Raw genomic sequence first — 16,687 nt, 5'->3', positions numbered from 1 at the left:
CACAAGTGCCCGAAACCAGCCTGAACCGCCGAAAATTGCACGGTCCGCATACATCCGTCACCGTGAGCGTCGGTGCCGTAATTGCCTTCGCCGTCTCAGAACCACCGCTGCCGCTTCGTCAGCGCATTCGTCCAGCCGTCCGAAGACATCGGCGGCGGCGTAGCGCAGTATCAGCCACTTGTCGAGCAGCAGGCTGTTCTGACGGCGGCGATCCTGACGGAATACACCTGGCTCACTGTGGAACTCCCGTCCATCGATCTCGATGATCGTGCGCGACGCTTTGTCCACGAAATCGCAGACATACGGCCCGACACTCTCGTTGGGGAACATATGCACTCCACGCCGGGCCAGTGCCCGCGCGAACAAGCGCTCGGGCTCTGATGCGAAGTCCAGCGCCGCTTCCCGCAGTTGCCGCCGCATCGCGGCGGTACCCCGTTTGCCCGACGCGCACAGGTCTGCGACTTCCTGCGGCGGTACGCGCCTGCGGAGGTTTTCGTCCACCAGCCGGTCGGCCGCGTCGCCTGCCGACACAGCGACACAATCCAGCAAGGTGAGTGCTGGCGAGGTGGTGGGCAAGTCCCACGCCTCGCCGACGGACCCGGCAGGAAGCTCACGGCGATACAAGTGCAGCCAATCAGGCGTTCGCCGATAGGTGCCGGTTGGCACTGTCGCCTCGAAGACGACAGGCTCCTCCCCGAGCATGTGCCACAACCAAGCCGCGGTGCGGTGGCTCAGCACCGCAGAGGGCAGCCAAGCGACAATGGCTCGGCACCGATCCAGCGGCTTCGGCGCACCCAGGCAATAAGTCCCAGGCAGCAACCGCGTATAGACGCCCCGCCGCAACCGAGCATCGATCGCCGACCGGGAGGTCCCCGTCGCGAGCAATTCCCCGCGTGTGATCACCATGGCTAGAGCATGACTGGAGCGCGCCCCAACTCTTAGATGCTCACCTGCGGAAATACCTGCGCCTGTGGATAGCTCCACAGCCTGTGGAAAGTATGCAGATCGTGCAATATTCCTTCGGATTTCGCCAAAATCAGCCGACGGAGCCGTGGAGTGCACGATCCGCATACATCTGGGCCATGGCGGAACTGCAGCACAATCGCCAGCGACTCAGGAAGCGCGGCGACCCTTGGGTTTTGGGGTGCGTTTTGGGGATTCGGCGGCGAGTTTGGCTACGTCGGTGAGGAGTTCCTTGGCGAAGTCGCGTTCGGCTTCGTAGTGGCGGACGCACCAGCGCAAGACGGCGCCGGGATAGGCCCAGTCGGGGTTTTCGTCGGCGCCTTCGGCATCGATTTCGGCCAGTTTGCGCATGCGTTCGGCGTAATCGATGTGCTCGGTGAGGATTTCGCGGAGGCGGTCGGGTTCGGCGAGGTGGCCGAGCCAGGCGCGCAGCATGACGCTGTGCTTGAGGACGGGGGCTTCCACGGGAGCGTGGTTGACCCATTGGGCGGCGGCGGCGCGGCCGGACTCGGTGATGGCGTACATGCGCTTGCCGCGGACGCCGTCATCCTGCAGCACGGTGCGCGAGGTGGCGTAGCCGTGCTTTTCCAGGCGCTTCAGTTCGGCGTAGATCTGGCTGAAGGAGGGACTCCAGTAGAAGAACTGGAGACTCCAGTCGGCCCACTTCTTCAGGTCGTAGCCCGACAATTCCTCGGCGTGCGAGAGCATTCCGAGCACGGCCCAGCTGGTGGTCGGCAGCTCCGGGACTTTCACATCACTCATGGCCACGCCTGGTTCGATCACTCACGAATCGGACTATATCGCTTAGGTATATACCTGGCCAGGAAAATCCGGCTAGCGCCACCGCGCATGCCTCGGGAAGAGGCTGCGGCCTGCTTCGTGGGCCACCTCGACGAGGACGCGGGCCAGCCGCGCGGTGTCGAGAGCGGTGCGTTCACCGGTGATCTGAGCGGTCAGCGAGAGGGCGGCGACGGCGGCGCCACGGCCGCGCACGGGGACGGCGACGCAGGCGATCCCGGCAACCGCCTCCTCGTTGTCGACGGCCACGCCCTGACGGTGCCGGATCCGCGCCAGCTCGCGATGCAATTCGCCTCTGTCACAGATGGTTCGGGCTGTCAGCTGGGGTAGCGGATCACGGAAGGAGGCTTCCACGATGCTCGGCTCCAGCGAGGCGAGCAGCGCTTTGCCCAAAGCCGTACTGTGCGCGGGCATCCGGCCGCCGAGGCGGGTCGGCACGTTCGCGGTGCCGCGGCCGCCGGCCTTGTCCAGGTACAGCACCTCGCGCCCGTCGAGCACGCCGAGGTGCCCGACCATGCCGGTGCGCTGCGCCAAATCGTGCAGCAGCGGGCTGACGACATCGCGAATCTCGTTGTGGTCGGCGGCAAGTCCGCCGAGTTCCAGGGTGCGCATGCCGAGCCGGTAGCCGCCGGGGGCGTGCGCGAGCCAGCGCAGCCGGATCATCTGGTCCAGGATGCGGTGCACCGTGGATCGTGGGAGCCCCGTCCGTTCGGCGAGACCGAGCAGCGTGAGCGTCGGGGTCGAGCCGTCGAAGGCGTCCAGTATCAACGTCATTCGCTCGATCATGGACACCGGCGGTTGCGCCGGCTTGGCGGCCGCTCGACCCGTTCCCGTCCACGCTTCGCCGGACTCGGGATGGGTCAGCATCTCGACCGTCATGGTTACCTCCAGTGGTGTAGCGCATCCAAGCTTAGGAGTATTTCGACTAGGCATGTGCGGTTTCGGCACTCCTTGTTGTGTCCCCCATCACAGTGCCGACCCGGGCCGATGGGCGAATCCCGGAAACTACGTAGACCGCTACGGATCTTCTCGGTAGCCGGAATCCATCCTTGACACCCCCTCGCGGTCACAGCTTACTTTCATGGCGAAACGGAATATGTCTAGTCGAAACTTCGTCGTGAAAGGATGGCAGCCGATATGGCCGTCGACCTCGACTTCAAGGCCGTCCTCGGCCGGTTCTGCACCGGCGTCACCGCCGTCACCGCCCTGGACGGGGAGCAGCCGCTGGGGTTCGCCTGCCAGTCGTTCTCCGCACTGTCGCTGGACCCGCTCGCGGTCGCGATCTTCCCCGCCCGGACTTCCACCACCTGGCCGCGCATCCGCGAGGTCGGCCGGTTCTGCGTCAACATCCTTGCGGCCGACCAGGAATCGGTGTGCCGGCAGCTGAGTCGCAGCGGTACAGACAAATTCGCGGATTTGGAGTGGACGCGCTCCCCCAACGGCGCACCCCTGCTGGCCGGTGCGATCGCGTGGATCGATTGCACGCTCGCCCAGGAAGTCGACGGCGGCGACCACACCATCGTGGTCGGTCACGTCACCGCGCTCGGCGAACAGCGGGAAGCCCCGCCGCTGCTGTTCTACCGCTCGGCTTTCGAGCGTCTGGAGCAACGCCCGTTGAGTGGGACCCCCGCTACCGGTCCCCGACCCGCAGTCTCAGCATCGAAATAACCCAGCCCGTCATAGACCTGACCGAAATACTCCTCTTACCCACCCCCGTCGGCTCCGCCGACGACCATCCCCCCGAGGACACCACATCATGACCGACGATCAGGTGCGCGTGATCGACACCGGCGCCCCGCCCGCACGGTATGCCCGCGGCTGGCACTGCCTCGGCCTCGCGGACTCCTTCCGCGACGGAAAGCCGCACACCATCGAGGCTTTCGGCACCGAGCTCGTCGTGTTCGCCGCGAGCGACGGCACCCTGAACGTGCTCGACGCCTACTGCCGGCACATGGGCGGGAACCTGGGCGACGGCACCATCAAGGGCGACACCCTCGCCTGCCCGTTCCACGACTGGCGCTGGAAGGGCAACGGCCGCTGTGCCGACATCCCGTACGCGCGCCGGGTGCCGCCGCTGGCGCGCACCAAGTCCTGGCCCACGCTGGAGCAGAACAAGCAGCTGTTCGTGTGGAACGACCCGGAGGGCAAGCCACCGGCCGAGGAAGTCACGATCCCGCGGATCGAGGGCGCGTTCAGCGACGAGTGGAGCGACTGGACCTGGAACCAGATCGTCATCGAGGGCGCGAACTGCCGCGAGGTGATCGACAACGTGGTCGACATGGCGCATTTCTTCTACGTGCACTTCGCGTTCCCGACCTACTTCAAGAACGTCTTCGAAGGGCACGTCGCCAGCCAGTACATGACCTCCATCGGCCGCGAGGACGTGCAGGGCGAACTGGCCAAGGAGGCCGGCGGGCAGAATGTGCTGCGCTCCGAGGCGCACTACCACGGGCCCTCCTACATGATCGACAACCTGGTCAGCGAATCCAACGGTGTGGCAGTCGAATCGGTGCTGATCAACTGCCACTACCCGGTGACGCCGACGAAGTTCGTGCTGCAGTACGGCGCGATCGTGAAGAAGCGCCCGGAGCTGTCGCCGGAAGAGTCCGAGGCGATGGCGGTGCGGTTCGCCAGTGGACTGGGCCGCGGGTTCGAGCAGGACGTGGCGATCTGGCAGCGCAAGACCCGCATCGACAATCCGCTGCTCTGTGAGGAGGACGGCCCGGTCTATCAGCTGCGGCGCTGGTATGAGCAGTTCTATCGGGATGTCGCCGATATCGACGAAAAGATGACCGCCCGTTTCGAATTCGAGGTCGACACCACCCGCGCCGTGCATGCGTGGGAGGCCGAAGTGGCGGAGAATCTGGCCGCCGGGCGCACTTTCTGACATGAGTGCGGTCACTTGCCAGACCTGCGGAAACCGGGTCGGCGTCGTCAAATTCAGTTCCGCGCACACCAGCGTGCAGTGGTCCGGACCGGCCGCGCGGGCGTGCGCGGAGGCCGGTGAGGGCCCCTTCCAGGGTTGCCTGGCACTGCGCCGCAGTATCGACAATGCGGTAACAGCAGGCGCTTTGGGCCTGCGCACCCGCGAACAGGACCTTCTGTGACCACCCCTCTCTCCTAAGGATCGACTATGGCTGTCATCAGCTCGCTCGGCTATGTGAAGGTCGCGGTCAGCGACCCGCACGCCTGGCGCACCTTCGCCTTCGACGTCATCGGGTTCGCGGAGGGCACCGGCCCCGACCCCGATGCCATCTATCTGCGCATGGACGAGCGGGCCGCCCGGCTGGTGCTGGTGCCTGGCGAAGCCGACAAGGTACTCGCCATCGGGTGGGAGGTGCGCGACTACCGCGCGCTCGCCCAGGTGCGAGAAGCGGTGGAGCAGTTCGGGATCGAGGTCACCCAGCTGCCGCTGGCGGAGGCCGACGTCCGGCGGGTCGAGGAAGTGATCAGCTTCGTCGATCCCTCCGGCACCACCGTGGAGGTGTTCCACGGGCCGGTGCTCGACCACTCTCCGGTGCTCAGCCAACACGGAAATCGGTTTGTCACCGAGGGATTGGGCCTCGGGCACGCGGTGCTGCCGGTGCCGGATCTCGACACCGCGTTCCGGTTCTACACCGAGGTGCTGGGTTTCCTGCCACGCGGCGCGTTCCGGCTGCCCACCCCACCGGAATACGGGCCGATGCGGGTGCGATTCCTCGGCGTCAACCGACGGCATCACAGCCTGGCACTGATTCCCTCTGGCGGACAAGAGGGTTCGGGCCTGGTGCACATCATGGTCGAGGTCGATTCGCTCGACGATGTGGGCCGCGCGCTGGACCGGGTCGGCAAGGCGGGATACCACCTGTCCTCGACGCTGGGCCGCCACACCAACGACAAGATGATCTCCTTCTACGTCCGCACCCCGGGCGGCTGGGACCTCGAATTCGGGTGCGAGGGCATGACGGTCGACGAATCCACCTACACCGCAGAGGAAATCACCGCGGACAGCTACTGGGGCCACGACTGGTCCCGGTAAGCCCCTCGTCATCCCGGCACCCGCCGGGACTCAGCAGTACTAGTAAGGACACCGCGTTGACCGATAACGCGCACAACGGGCCGCAACGGTTCGGATTCTTCATCGCCCCCTACCACCCGCTGACCGGCAACCCCACCCTGCAGATCCACCGCGATCTGGCCCTGGTGGAACTGGCCGATCAGCTCGGCTATGCCGAAGCGTGGATCGGCGAACATCACTCCGCCGGACTCGAAATCATCGCCGCCCCGGAGGTTTTCCTCGCCGCCGCGGCCCAGCGCACGCGGCGTATCAGGCTCGGCACCGGTGTGAACTCGCTGCCGTATCACCAGCCGATGATGCTCGCCGACCGCCTGTGCCTGCTCGATCACCTGAACATGGGCCGCACCATGATGGGTGTCGGACCCGGCCAGCTCGCCACCGACGCCGCCATGATGGGCATCGATCCGGTCCGCCAGCGCGACATGATGCACGAGTCCATGGGCGTGCTGGTCCGACTGCTGCGCGGGGAAACCGTTACCGCCCAATCAGATTGGTATCACCTGGACGAGGCCAGACTGCAGCTGCTGCCCTATGGCGAGCTGGAGATGGCGGTGGCGTCCACGATCTCGCCGTCCGGTGCGGTGCTGGCCGGACGCCACGGTGCGGGACTGCTGTCGCTGGCAGCCTCCGATCCCTCCGGATACGAAGCGCTACTGCCGAATTGGAAGGTCTACGAGCAGACCATGGCCGAGCACGGGCACACCGTGGACCGCTCCAGGTGGCGGCTCGTCGCCCCCATGCACATCGCCGAGACCCGCGAACAGGCCATGCGCGACGCCGAATGGGGTGTCGGGCACCTCGTCGACTACATCGAGAAGCTCAGCGGCAGGCAGGCTCCCTGGAACACTTCGGCCCGCGCCGCGGTGGAACAGTGGACCGGCGAGGGCTTTCCGGCCTTCGGCCGCGCCACCATCGGCACCCCCGACGACGCCATCGCCACCATCGAGAAGCTCGCCGAGCAATCCGGCGGCTTCGGCACCTTCCTGCTGCTGGGCCTCAACGTCGCGGACTGGGATGCCACCCAGCGCTCGGCGAAACTGTTCGCCGAGCACGTGATTCCACATTTCACCCGCGCCAACCGCAACCGCGTCGCCTCCCTGGAATGGGCGCACGCCAACAGCGAACGGATGATCGGCGGCCTCACCGCGGGCATCCAGAGCGCCTTCGAAAAGCACGGCCAGGCACTGGCTTCCGCGCTCGGGACCGAGGAGAGCAACTGATGCGTGCCGTAGTGATGCGCGACCGTCAACTGGTCGTCGACGAGGTCCCCGACCCGGTGCCCGGTCCGGGCCAGGTCCTGGTGGAGACGGTGGCCTGCGGCATCTGCGGATCCGACAAACAGGCCCTCGACTACACCGACGAATTCCTCCAGGCCTCCCGCGACAGCGGCGTACCCACCTTCGAATTCGACCCGCACCGCGACGTCGTGATGGGCCACGAACTCGCCGCCCGCGTCCTCTCGGCGGGCCCGGACACCCCGCACACCGAGGGCCAGCTGGTCGTCGCCCTGCCCTGGGCCGTGGACCACGCGGGCCAGATCCACGGCGTCGGCTTCTCCAACGACTTCCCCGGCGGCTACGGCGAGCGAATGGTGTTGCAGGCCATGGCCTTGGAACCCATCCCCGAGCACGTCCCGCCCCACGTCGCCGCCCTCACCGAACCACTGGCGGTCGGCTACGGCAATGTCGCCCGCACCGGCATCGGCAAGGGTGGTACCGGCATCGTGATCGGCTGCGGCCCAGTCGGTTTGGGCACTGTCGCCGCCCTCGCCGAACGCGGCGTCGCCCCCATCGTCGCCTCGGATCCCTCGAAGTTGCGGCGGGAGACCGCTTTACGGCTCGGCGCACACCGAGTGGTCGACCCGGCCGTCCAGGACCCGGTCGAGGTCTGGCGCGAGGCCGCCTCCCCAGGCCAGCTCCTGCATGTCTGGGTCTGCGCCGCCGTCCCCGGCATGCTCAACGACCTGATGTACAAGGTCCCCCGCCAAACCACCATCCTCCAGGTGGGCTCGGTGATGACCGACGACGTCATCCGGCCCATCGTCGGCATCTACAAGGACATCTCGCTGCAGATGTGCATGGTCTACCCGCACGAGGAGTACGCCAAGACCCTGGGCCGCATCGCCGACGGCAGCATCGACGCCGCCTCCCTGATCACCGATCAGGTCGGCCTCGACGGCGTCGCGGGCGCCATCGAGGCACTCCGCAACCCCGACGATCACATCCAGATCCTGGTGCGCCCCAACGGTTGACGTCTCAGTCCGGCAGTCCGTGCCAGGGATGTGAGAGGAACCGGCTCCGGCAGGGCAGCGCAGTGGACGACCCATGGCGCCAGCGCCAGCGCCAGCCAGCGACAACGCCAGCGGCAGCAGCAACGGCAACGGCACGCCAGCGACAACGCCAGTGCTAGCGGCAGCGGCAGCGGAGGCGGAGGCAGCAGCAGCAGCGGGGGTGGCGGGGGTGGCGGGGGTGGCAGCGGCGGTGGCTTGTTGCTCAGCGGATCGCGGGCGCGGACCGTTCCTCCGCGGCTGCGCGCAGCCATTCCCGGGTGTAGCGCTCGGCCAGTAGCGGGAGGAAATTGTCGAGGGTGGCGTCGGCGGCGAGGTGGTCGTAGGCGGCGTTCAGCATGCCTTCGATGACGGCTTCGTCGGCGAGCGCGTCGAACTCCTCCGCCAAACGACCGGCGGCGACACGCAGTGCCAGGTCTTGGTCGAGGACGGTGTCGTTGGGGCGGGTGCCGGTGGCGGGACTCTCGGTCACGGCGGTCTCCTCGGCGTGGACGGGGTTCCGGGCGCGTGGACCGCGCCCACTTCGCGAGTACCCCCGCTCGACGCGCGTTCCGAGGCCGCGAGACGCTCGACAGCTACTGTTCACCGGCTATTTACCTGACGCTTGCTCGGTCGCGCAGAGCTCTCGGCTGGCGCTGTCTTCTCGGCGACCACGAGGACCGCGACATGATGTTGCGCTACCGGCTGGTAAAACCGGATGCGCCGCAGCCACGACAGCACACCCACTGAGCGGACTTCGAGGCTGCGGGTGAGGATAGGCGCATGATCGTCGCAGCAGCGCAGTTCGCCCCGGTTCCAGGTGCGATCGCCGACAACGTCGAGACCATGGCGGCGCTGATCCGGTCGGCCGGCGCGCGGGTCGTCGTCTTTCCCGAGCTGGCCGTGACGGGATACGTGCCGGACATGATCCGTGCGGAGCCGAATCTCTGGCTGACACCGCAGGATCCGCGGCTCGAACCGGTGCGCGCCGCCTGTCGTGCCGCCGACGCGGCGGCCGTGGTCAACGCCGCGGTGGTCACCGCAGCCGGGCGGCCTGCCATCACCTCCCTCGTCATCGGCCCGGACGGCCAACTACTGGCCCGCTACGACAAGCGGCATCTGTACAGCCCGGAGGACGAGATCTTCGAAGCCGGTGACCGGGACGGCCGATTCGAGCTCGACGGAATGCGTTTCGCGCTGGCCACCTGTTACGACAACCGGTTTGCCGACCTCGCCGAGCGTGCGAAAGCCGATGGCTGCCATGCCTATTTGGCGAGCTCGGTGCTCGATGTGGCGAACGACTCGTTCGAGAAGGTCTATCCGGTCCGGGCCCGGGACAACCGGCTCTACGTAGTGCTGGCCAATGTCACCGGCACCAATCAGGTCGGCGAGTGCCGGGGTTGCAGCGGAGGCTGGGGCCCGGACGGTGAGCGCATCGCCGACGCGGGTACCCAGCACACCGGGTACGCACTTGTCGAGATCCCGTCCTGAACACCGGAACCGCGCAGGCGGAGTGATTGTCTCGGCCCACCGCCCGTGCGAGCCTGTGCGGATGGATCTCGCCGCCCTGGAAGCTGTCCGTCAGCTGAAGTACCGCTACTTTCGCACGCTCGATCTGAAGCAATGGGACGAGTTCGCCGACACCCTCGCCGTGGACGCCGAGGGTCGTTACGGCACACACGCTCTCGGCAAGGCATTGGTCTTCGACGGGCGCGACGCGATCACCGATTTCATGCGGCAGAATCTCGGCCCGACGGTCAACACCACACATGTGGCGAACCACCCCGAGATCGACATCGACGGCGAAACCGCCACCGGCTCCTGGCTTTTCGAGGACACCGTGATCGCCACCGAATACGGCGTCCTGATCCGCGGTTCGGGCTACTACACCGACCGCTACCGCCTGGACTCCGACGGCCGCTGGCGCATCACCGCCACCAGTTACCAGCGCATCTACGAATCCTCCCAGGCACTCGCCGACACACCGAGTTTCCAGCTCCTGACGAACAGGTGGGCCACCGCAGGAACCGACTGACCGGTTCCGCGAACCGGACTAGGCTCGGTTACGGCAGCATCGAGACGGAGCACGTCATGAAGCAGATTTCCGCTGATCTCTGGCAGACCGACACGCTGAGCCCGTTCCCCGGGTTGAACACCAACGCCTACCTGTGGACCTCCCCCGAGGGAAATGTGTTGTTCTACAACACCACCCACGAGCACGAGTTCGACCACATGGCCGAACTGGGCGGGGTCGCACACCAGTATCTGAGCCACCGCGACGAGGTCGCCTCGTCGCTGGCCACCGTCCGGGAACGGTTCGGGGCACAGTTGCACATTCACAAAGCCGACGCCGGCGAGGTCACCCAGGTCCCGGTCGACGACCCGTTCGATACCCGGCATTTCGCGCTCGGCGGGCTGGAAGTGATTCCTACGCCGGGTCATACGCCCGGCAGCGCCTGCTACCTGGCGACCATCTCCGGCCGACGGCACCTGTTCACCGGCGACACCCTGGTGCTCGGCAAGGACGGCTGGTGGGCCGGTTACCTGGAGGGACACAGCGATCGCGACACGCTCGTGTCCAGCCTGGAGCGGCTCGGGCGGCTCGCCCCCGAGATCATCGTGTCCAGCGCCTTCATGAGCGACTCCGGTGTCACCGAGCTCGGCGACCGGCAGTGGGCCGACTGTGTGACCGAGGCGCGCACGGGGTTAACGGGCTGACCGGATGGCCGAAGATCGGTCCAGTTTGGCAGCAGTGGTGCTGGACGGCCCGAATACGCGGGGCCATGCTCGGGATATGTCCCTAGCTCCCGCCGAATTCGCGCCCGAAACCGTCTACCTCAATACCGCCTCGCATGGCCTGCCGCCCGCCCGCGCGCTGGCCGCGTTGCGGGAAGTACAGGACCAATGGGCTGCCGGCCGGGGTGCGCCCATGGTGCACGACGGTCTGGTGCCGGATATCCGTGCGGCCTTCGCCCGGCTGCTCGACGGGGCGCAGGCCGACCACATCGGCCTGGGCAGCACGGTTTCCGGGCTCATCGGGCCCGTCGCCGCGGCGCTGCCCGCCGGTGCGGAAGTGCTTGTCGTAGAAGGCGAATTCGCGTCGGTGACGATGCCGTTCCTGTTCCGCGGCGATCTCGCGGTGCGGACCGTCCCGTTGGAGCGGCTGGCCGCAGAGGTGCGCCCGGAGACGGCACTGGTCGCGGTCAGCGTGGTGCAATCCGCGGACGGCCGGATCGCGGATACCGCGCTGCTGCGCGAGGCCACCCGGGCCAATGGGGCGAAACTCCTGCTCGACGCCACCCAGGCGGCGGGCTGGTTGCCGTTGCGCTTCGACGACGCCGACTACTGGGTGTGCGCGACGTTCAAATGGCTGATCGGCGCGCGCAGTGTCGCGTTCTTCGCCGCGGCCCCGGAGGCCGCCGAGGGGCTGCGGCCGATCGGCCCCGGCTGGTACGCCGCCGAGGACCGCTGGGCCGAGCTGTACACCCCCGTCGCATTGGCCTCCACCGCAAGGCGTTTCGATCAGACTCCGGACTGGCTGGGCGTGGTCGCCGCCGCCTCGGCGCTGGAATTGCTCGAGGAGCTGACCGTGGAGAAGGTCCACGCGCACAATCTCGGCCTCGCCGACCGTTTCCGCGCCGGCGTGGTCGACCTCGGATACCAGCCGCTGCAACAGCCGTCGGCGATCGTCACCGTCCCCGGCGCCGGCGACGCCGCAAACCGCCTGGAGAAAGCAGAGGTCATCGCCTCCGCCCGCGCCGGCGGCCTCCGCTTCTCCTTCCACCTCTTCAACACCGAATCCGACGTCGACCGCGCCCTCGGCGCACTCGGCGAACGCTGATAGGTGGGACATGACCGAGGCGAATACCGGGAGCACCCCTCGGTCATGTCCCGCGTAACTATCTCGGGCTGCGACCGACTCCGCGGGCTGCCCAGCCGCGTTTGATCATTGCCATCAGGGCGGGATAGACCAGCCCGTACCGGAACGGCAGGATTGCGGCCATGTAGAGCCTGCCGAGCAGGCCGTTGGGTTTGGTCAGTACGGCCATCTGGCCGTGGTAGCCGCCGTTGCCGTCGGGGACCCAGCCGATGTGCATGAGGCCGTGGACGGTCTTGTTTGCCATCTCGGCGACCCACTCGGTGTCGGTCAGGTATACCGAGGTGAAGGGCACCGTGGCCAGGTCCGGGCCACGAGGGCCGTCGCGGAGGTCGGCGGGTAGCCGATCGCGCACTGTCGGAACGCGTTTGCCCACACCGGATTGCTCGGAATCCAGGCCGAGCAGCGCGCCCAGCCGCCAGCGGATCGCGAACAGGATGCGGTAAATCGCCGAGGGCTCGGCGTCGCCGTCGTCGGAGGCGAACCAATCCACGAACTCCGGCAGGTCGTCAGGACCGCCGGGTGTCGGCAGGGCCCACACATCCTCGATGATGAAATCGGCGGCGATCTCGTGGATTCGCCACGGACGCTCGGTGTGCGCGGATTTCGGAAGTCTCATCGTCGGGCCTTTCGCGAGGTCGACGTCACAAAGCGACGCGCTGGCCGGGGTCGGATGCGGGTGCAACCATGGATGCATGGTCGAGCAGGCGCGGTCCTGGCGTATTGAACGAAACGGCAATGCCGCGTTCGTCGCGCTGGGGGCAGAGTTCGCCTGTATCGGCGAGAATTCCGCCGCGGAGCCGAAAGGGTTCCGGCACCCGGCATGGCAGCTTGTGCTGTCGGCGGAAGCGCCGGTGCTGGTTCGCGATGAACTCGGGGGCGTGACCAGCGGGCCCGGAATCCTGGTCTCGCCCCGTGTCTTTCGCACGTTCAGCTATCCGGCGGGTTATGTCTCGCTGTGGATCGACCCCTATCGGCTATCCGGCCCGCCTGGCCTGCACGCATTGGACAGCACCCAGGTCACCCGGCTGCTGACCGGCCTGGGCACCGAGCTCGAACCGGATCGGCTGCGTGCGGCCGTGGACCGGACGCTCGGCATGAACCCGCCGCTCGATCCCCGGCTGGCCCAGGCGCTCGACCTGCTCGACGGCGGCGATCCGGCGGCCGAGCTGGCCGCGCGAGTCGGATTGTCGCCCAGACGGTTACGCCAACTCGGCGCCGCGACCTTGGGGTGCTCGCTGCCCACCCTGCGGCGCTGGCATCGCCTGCGCGAGGCTGTCGTCCAGCTACCTTTCCGCCCGGCCGCCGAGGTGGCCGCGCGAACCGGGTTCGCCGACCAATCGCACCTGGTCCGCACGACCGTCGCGATGGGCGGAGTGACCCCCGGGGCGATGTTCTCGCGCTGGCAGGCCCCGGCGCCCGAGCGAAATGTGGGCATCCCCACACCTAAGGATTAGTTAATGTTCGGGCCAACATGTTTCGAAACTCTGTGATCTTGACCTACTGCGTTGATATCGTCGCGCCATGTTGGACTCGCAGGACGCTCAATCGGGGGGCGAGCCGTCCGCTGAGCAACAGCCGCTACCCCCGGCCGAGCCGGAAAACACCGAGGCCCGGAAGGTCGAGCCGGGGAAGTTCGAAACCACCCGCGTCGAATTGCCCGATGAGCCAAGGCAACTCCCGGAGACGATCGAAGTCGACGACGAGGAGCGCCCCGCCCGAGAGCTGACGGGCCTGCCGGAGCGGATCGTGGCCGCCGTCGCGTTCGCAGTGGCGCTGCTCGCGCTGTGGCAGGTGTTCCGCCCGCTACCACAGGGCAGCCAGTTCTATCTGGTGATCTTCCTGGCCGCCACGCTGCCGCTGGTGTTTCTCGCCTATCGGTCCGGGATCCGTTGGCTGGACCGGGAATCCGGGCCGGGACCGGTCGACTATGCGCTGGCCGTGGTGACGCTGCTGGTGTGCCTGTACCCGGTGCTGCCGATCGAGATCGGTTCCGGCGGTGGCGGTTACGACGCTTTCCTGGATCGGCAGGCGCTGTTCGATCCGGTCGATATCGCCATGGGCGCGGTGCTGCTGGTGCTGGTGCTGGAGGCTTGCCGGCGCACCACCGGCTGGGTGCTGCCGCTGGTGTGCCTGGTGTTCGTCGCCTACGGCTATTACGGCGGGCTGATGCCGCAGGGCTGGTCCATCGCGCATGCGGGGCTGGACTTCTCGCAGGTCATCGACGCGCTGTACAACTCGGCGAGCGGATTCTTCGGCACCCCACTGGATGTCGCCGCCACCTACATCGTGCTGTTCACGCTCTACGGCGCGGTGCTCGAATTCTCCGGCGCCGCACAGTTCTTCGTCGACCTGTCGGTGTCGGCGTTCCGGCGCTCCCGGACCGCGGCCGGACGCACCACTGTCGCCTCCGGGTTCCTGCTCGGCACCGTGTCCGGGTCGGGTACCGCGACCGCGGTCAGTGTCGGCGCGGTGACCTGGCCGATCCTGCGCAAAGCCGGGTATCCGCCCGAGCAGGCCGGCGGCATGCTGGCCGCGGCGGGTGTCGGCGCGATCCTGTCGCCGCCGACGCTGGGTGTGGCGGCGTTCATCGTCGCCGAGTATCTCGACGTGTCCTATGTGACCGTGCTCGGCTGGGCACTGATTCCAACGCTGTTGTACTACTTGGGAATTCTGCTCGCCGTGGAGATCGACGCCCGGCGGCTGGGCACCCGGCCGGTGGAGGTCGCGACCACCTCGGTGTGGCGGCTGCTGGGCCGGTTCGGATACCACTTCCTGTCGCTGATCGTGATCGTGGTGCTGCTGCTGATCGGGGTCAGCGCGACCAAGTCGGTGGTGTACGCGACCGCGCTGGCGTTCCTGCTGGCGTTCCTGGATTCCAAGACCCGCGCCCGCGCCCGGTCACCGCGTCTGCTCTTCGCCGCGCTCGGCTCCGGGGTGCGGTCGGCACTGCCGGTGGTCGCGGTGTGTACCGCCGCCGGTGTGATCACCGCGATGACCACCAAGACCGGTCTCGGTGCTCAGCTCGCGGCGCTGCTGGTCAAAGCGGCCGGCTCGGTATCGGACAACCACACCGTAATCCTGGCTCTGACAGTTGTTTTCGCGGCCGTGGCACTGGCCATGCTGGGCTTGGCGGTGCCGGTGACGGCGTCGTTCATCATCGGCTGGGCGATCATCGGGCCCGCGCTGCTGGAACTGGGTGTGCCCGCGCCGGCGGCCGCGATGTTCGTCTTCTACTACTCTGTGCTGTCCGAAGTGACGCCGCCGACCGCGCTCGCCGCTGTCGGCGCGGCCGCGATCACCGGCGGAAAAACCGTGCCGACGATGTGGCAGGCGCTGAAATACGCCCTGCCCGCGTTCCTGGTGCCGGTGGTGTTCGTGATGACCTCGAACGGCGAATCCCTGTTGGGCCGTGGGCCTTTGCTCGGCGTGCTGTGGACGACAGTGGTCGCCTGCCTGGCGGTGGCGGCACTGGCCATCGCGACCGGCGGCTGGATCCTGGGCGTCGGACCGGCGGGGAAACCCGCCCGCGTGCTCGCCGCACTCGGTGGGCTTACGCTGCTGTACCTGGAGCCCGGTGCGATCATCGCCGGGCTGGTCGCGGTCGGCGCGGCCGTAGGGGTCACTGCCCTGTCACGAAGGAGGACGACATGAGCGCAGTCGCAAAGGGTTTCGTCAGGTCCAGATCGGCGGGGGTGATCGCGGTGCTCGGCGTCGCGGTGCTGTCGGCCGGACTGCTCACCGGCTGCGGTGGTCGCCGCGACGCACCGAAGACCGACGCGGGCGGGGAGGTGAATTGCGAAGTGCACCAAGAGACTCGGGTCGGCATCGCCACCGGTAACGCGACCGGCGTCTACTTCGCGCTCGGAAACGCCTACGCCGACCAGATCTCGCAGGCCACCAACGGCACGGTCAAGGCCACCGCCGCGGAAACCGGTGCGTCCGTGCAGAACATCCAGCAGCTGGTCGCCGGTACCTACCAGGTCGCGTTCTCGCTGGCCGACTCCGCGGCCGACGCGGTGCTCGGCACCGGCAGCTTCGACGGGAAAAAGCAACCGGTGCAAGCGCTTACGCGCCTGTACCCGAACTACACCCAGGTGGTCGTGCGCAAGGGCGCCAACATCAACTCGGTCGCCGACATGCGCGGCAAGCGCGTCTCCACCGGCTCGCCGAAATCCGGCACCGAGGTGATCGCCAACCGGGTGTTGCAGGCCGCGGGCCTGAACCCGGACAGTGACATCTCCGCCCAGCGTCTCGATCTCACCAAGACCGTGGACGGCATGAAGGACGGCTCCATCGACGCCATGTTCTTCTCCGGCGGCCTGCCCACCCCGGGCATCACCGACCTGTTCACCTCGGCTCGCGACCAGGTCAAGTTCCTCGACATCGCCGGCCTCAACGCCGCGATGCAGAAGGTCAGCCCGGTCTACGAGGAAGGCACCATCCCCGCCGCCACCTACGGACTGCCGGCCGACGCCAAAACCATCGTCGTCCCCAACGTCCTGCTGGTCCGCGACGACCTGGACGCCAACCTGGCCTGCGTCCTCGCCAAGACCGTCTTCGACCGTAAACCCCAACTGGAACAGGCGAACTCGGCCGCCAAAGGCATCGTCAAGGACAACGCCAAAAAGACCGAACCGGTTCCGCTGCACCGCGGCGCCGCCCACGCCCTGACGCAGGGATAACCCTCCACCACCGAGCACCCCTGCCGCTGACCTGGCACCCC

The 16,687-nt window shown here is 67.4% G+C and carries 18 protein-coding genes; 13 read left to right on the top strand and 5 right to left on the bottom strand.

Going from position 1 to position 16,687, the window contains the following annotated elements:
• Positions 1 to 57 precede the first annotated feature (57 nt).
• From IBX22_RS25925 to IBX22_RS25915, 3 genes are all read right to left on the bottom strand, one after another.
• Entirely contained in the window at positions 58 to 702 is a 645-nt protein-coding gene (locus tag IBX22_RS25925; protein WP_194818306.1) for an endonuclease domain-containing protein, read from the bottom strand.
• 411 nt (positions 703 to 1,113) lie between these two features.
• Positions 1,114 to 1,725 (bottom strand): PadR family transcriptional regulator, encoded by a 612-nt coding sequence (locus IBX22_RS25920; RefSeq protein WP_194818305.1) that lies wholly within the window; start codon positions 1,723 to 1,725, stop codon positions 1,114 to 1,116.
• A 72-nt stretch (positions 1,726 to 1,797) separates the two neighbouring features.
• Positions 1,798 to 2,640 (bottom strand): IclR family transcriptional regulator, encoded by an 843-nt coding sequence (locus IBX22_RS25915; protein ID WP_194818304.1) that lies wholly within the window; start codon positions 2,638 to 2,640, stop codon positions 1,798 to 1,800.
• 258 nt (positions 2,641 to 2,898) lie between these two features.
• Here IBX22_RS25915 and IBX22_RS25910 point away from each other — a divergent pair, with 258 nt between their 5' ends.
• The 6 genes from IBX22_RS25910 to IBX22_RS25885 all read left to right on the top strand — a co-directional run bounded on the left by IBX22_RS25910 (position 2,899) and on the right by IBX22_RS25885 (position 8,069).
• Positions 2,899 to 3,429, top strand: coding sequence for a flavin reductase family protein (locus tag IBX22_RS25910; protein WP_228539436.1), 531 nt, complete (start codon positions 2,899 to 2,901; stop codon positions 3,427 to 3,429).
• 88 nt (positions 3,430 to 3,517) lie between these two features.
• Positions 3,518 to 4,648, top strand: a complete 1,131-nt coding sequence (locus IBX22_RS25905; RefSeq protein ID WP_194818302.1) for a Rieske 2Fe-2S domain-containing protein — start codon at positions 3,518 to 3,520, stop codon at positions 4,646 to 4,648.
• Position 4,649: 1 nt separating this feature from the next.
• Positions 4,650 to 4,868: a hypothetical protein gene (locus tag IBX22_RS25900; protein ID WP_194818301.1), complete on the top strand. Its 219-nt coding sequence runs from the start codon at positions 4,650 to 4,652 to the stop codon at positions 4,866 to 4,868.
• 26 nt (positions 4,869 to 4,894) lie between these two features.
• Entirely contained in the window at positions 4,895 to 5,779 is an 885-nt protein-coding gene (locus IBX22_RS25895) for a VOC family protein (RefSeq protein WP_194818300.1), read from the top strand.
• Positions 5,780 to 5,835: 56 nt separating this feature from the next.
• Complete coding sequence (locus IBX22_RS25890) at positions 5,836 to 7,038, top strand: LLM class flavin-dependent oxidoreductase (RefSeq protein WP_194818299.1); 1,203 nt, start codon at positions 5,836 to 5,838, stop codon at positions 7,036 to 7,038.
• Complete coding sequence (locus IBX22_RS25885) at positions 7,038 to 8,069, top strand: zinc-binding dehydrogenase (protein ID WP_194818298.1); 1,032 nt, start codon at positions 7,038 to 7,040, stop codon at positions 8,067 to 8,069. The genes IBX22_RS25890 and IBX22_RS25885 overlap by 1 nt, the downstream gene beginning before the upstream one ends.
• Before the next feature lie 241 nt (positions 8,070 to 8,310).
• On the opposite strand, the gene IBX22_RS25880 is transcribed toward IBX22_RS25885, so the two are convergent.
• Positions 8,311 to 8,577, bottom strand: a complete 267-nt coding sequence (locus tag IBX22_RS25880; RefSeq protein ID WP_194818297.1) for a three-helix bundle dimerization domain-containing protein — start codon at positions 8,575 to 8,577, stop codon at positions 8,311 to 8,313.
• A gap of 290 nt (positions 8,578 to 8,867) precedes the next feature.
• On the opposite strand from IBX22_RS25880, the gene IBX22_RS25875 reads away from it, so the two are divergent.
• From IBX22_RS25875 to IBX22_RS25860, 4 genes are all read left to right on the top strand, one after another.
• Positions 8,868 to 9,575 carry a carbon-nitrogen hydrolase family protein gene (locus tag IBX22_RS25875; protein WP_194818296.1) on the top strand — a complete coding sequence of 236 codons (708 nt, stop codon included), beginning with the start codon at positions 8,868 to 8,870 and terminating at the stop codon, positions 9,573 to 9,575.
• A gap of 61 nt (positions 9,576 to 9,636) precedes the next feature.
• On the top strand, positions 9,637 to 10,119 hold the full coding sequence (locus IBX22_RS25870) for a nuclear transport factor 2 family protein (protein WP_194818295.1): 483 nt from the start codon (positions 9,637 to 9,639) through the stop codon (positions 10,117 to 10,119).
• A gap of 56 nt (positions 10,120 to 10,175) precedes the next feature.
• Positions 10,176 to 10,802, top strand: coding sequence for an MBL fold metallo-hydrolase (locus IBX22_RS25865; RefSeq protein WP_194818294.1), 627 nt, complete (start codon positions 10,176 to 10,178; stop codon positions 10,800 to 10,802).
• A 76-nt stretch (positions 10,803 to 10,878) separates the two neighbouring features.
• Entirely contained in the window at positions 10,879 to 11,925 is a 1,047-nt protein-coding gene (locus tag IBX22_RS25860) for an aminotransferase class V-fold PLP-dependent enzyme (RefSeq protein ID WP_194818293.1), read from the top strand.
• Between the two features lie 58 nt (positions 11,926 to 11,983).
• On the opposite strand, the gene IBX22_RS25855 is transcribed toward IBX22_RS25860, so the two are convergent.
• Entirely contained in the window at positions 11,984 to 12,580 is a 597-nt protein-coding gene (locus IBX22_RS25855) for a DUF2867 domain-containing protein (protein ID WP_194818292.1), read from the bottom strand.
• 76 nt (positions 12,581 to 12,656) lie between these two features.
• Between IBX22_RS25855 and IBX22_RS25850 the strand changes: the two genes are divergently transcribed.
• The 3 genes from IBX22_RS25850 (at position 12,657) to IBX22_RS25840 (ending at position 16,646) form a co-directional block, all read left to right on the top strand.
• Positions 12,657 to 13,418: a helix-turn-helix domain-containing protein gene (locus IBX22_RS25850; protein ID WP_194818291.1), complete on the top strand. Its 762-nt coding sequence runs from the start codon at positions 12,657 to 12,659 to the stop codon at positions 13,416 to 13,418.
• 67 nt (positions 13,419 to 13,485) lie between these two features.
• On the top strand, positions 13,486 to 15,615 hold the full coding sequence (locus IBX22_RS25845; RefSeq protein WP_194818290.1) for a TRAP transporter fused permease subunit: 2,130 nt from the start codon (positions 13,486 to 13,488) through the stop codon (positions 15,613 to 15,615).
• Positions 15,612 to 16,646, top strand: a complete 1,035-nt coding sequence (locus IBX22_RS25840) for a TAXI family TRAP transporter solute-binding subunit (RefSeq protein ID WP_194818289.1) — start codon at positions 15,612 to 15,614, stop codon at positions 16,644 to 16,646. Before IBX22_RS25845 ends, IBX22_RS25840 begins: the two co-directional genes overlap by 4 nt.
• Positions 16,647 to 16,687: the final 41 nt, after the last annotated feature.

Origin of the sequence: Nocardia sp. XZ_19_385, assembly GCF_015355755.1 — a bacterium.
GTDB lineage: Bacteria > Actinomycetota > Actinomycetes > Mycobacteriales > Mycobacteriaceae > Nocardia.
This window is presented reverse-complemented; position numbering and strand designations above follow the sequence as displayed.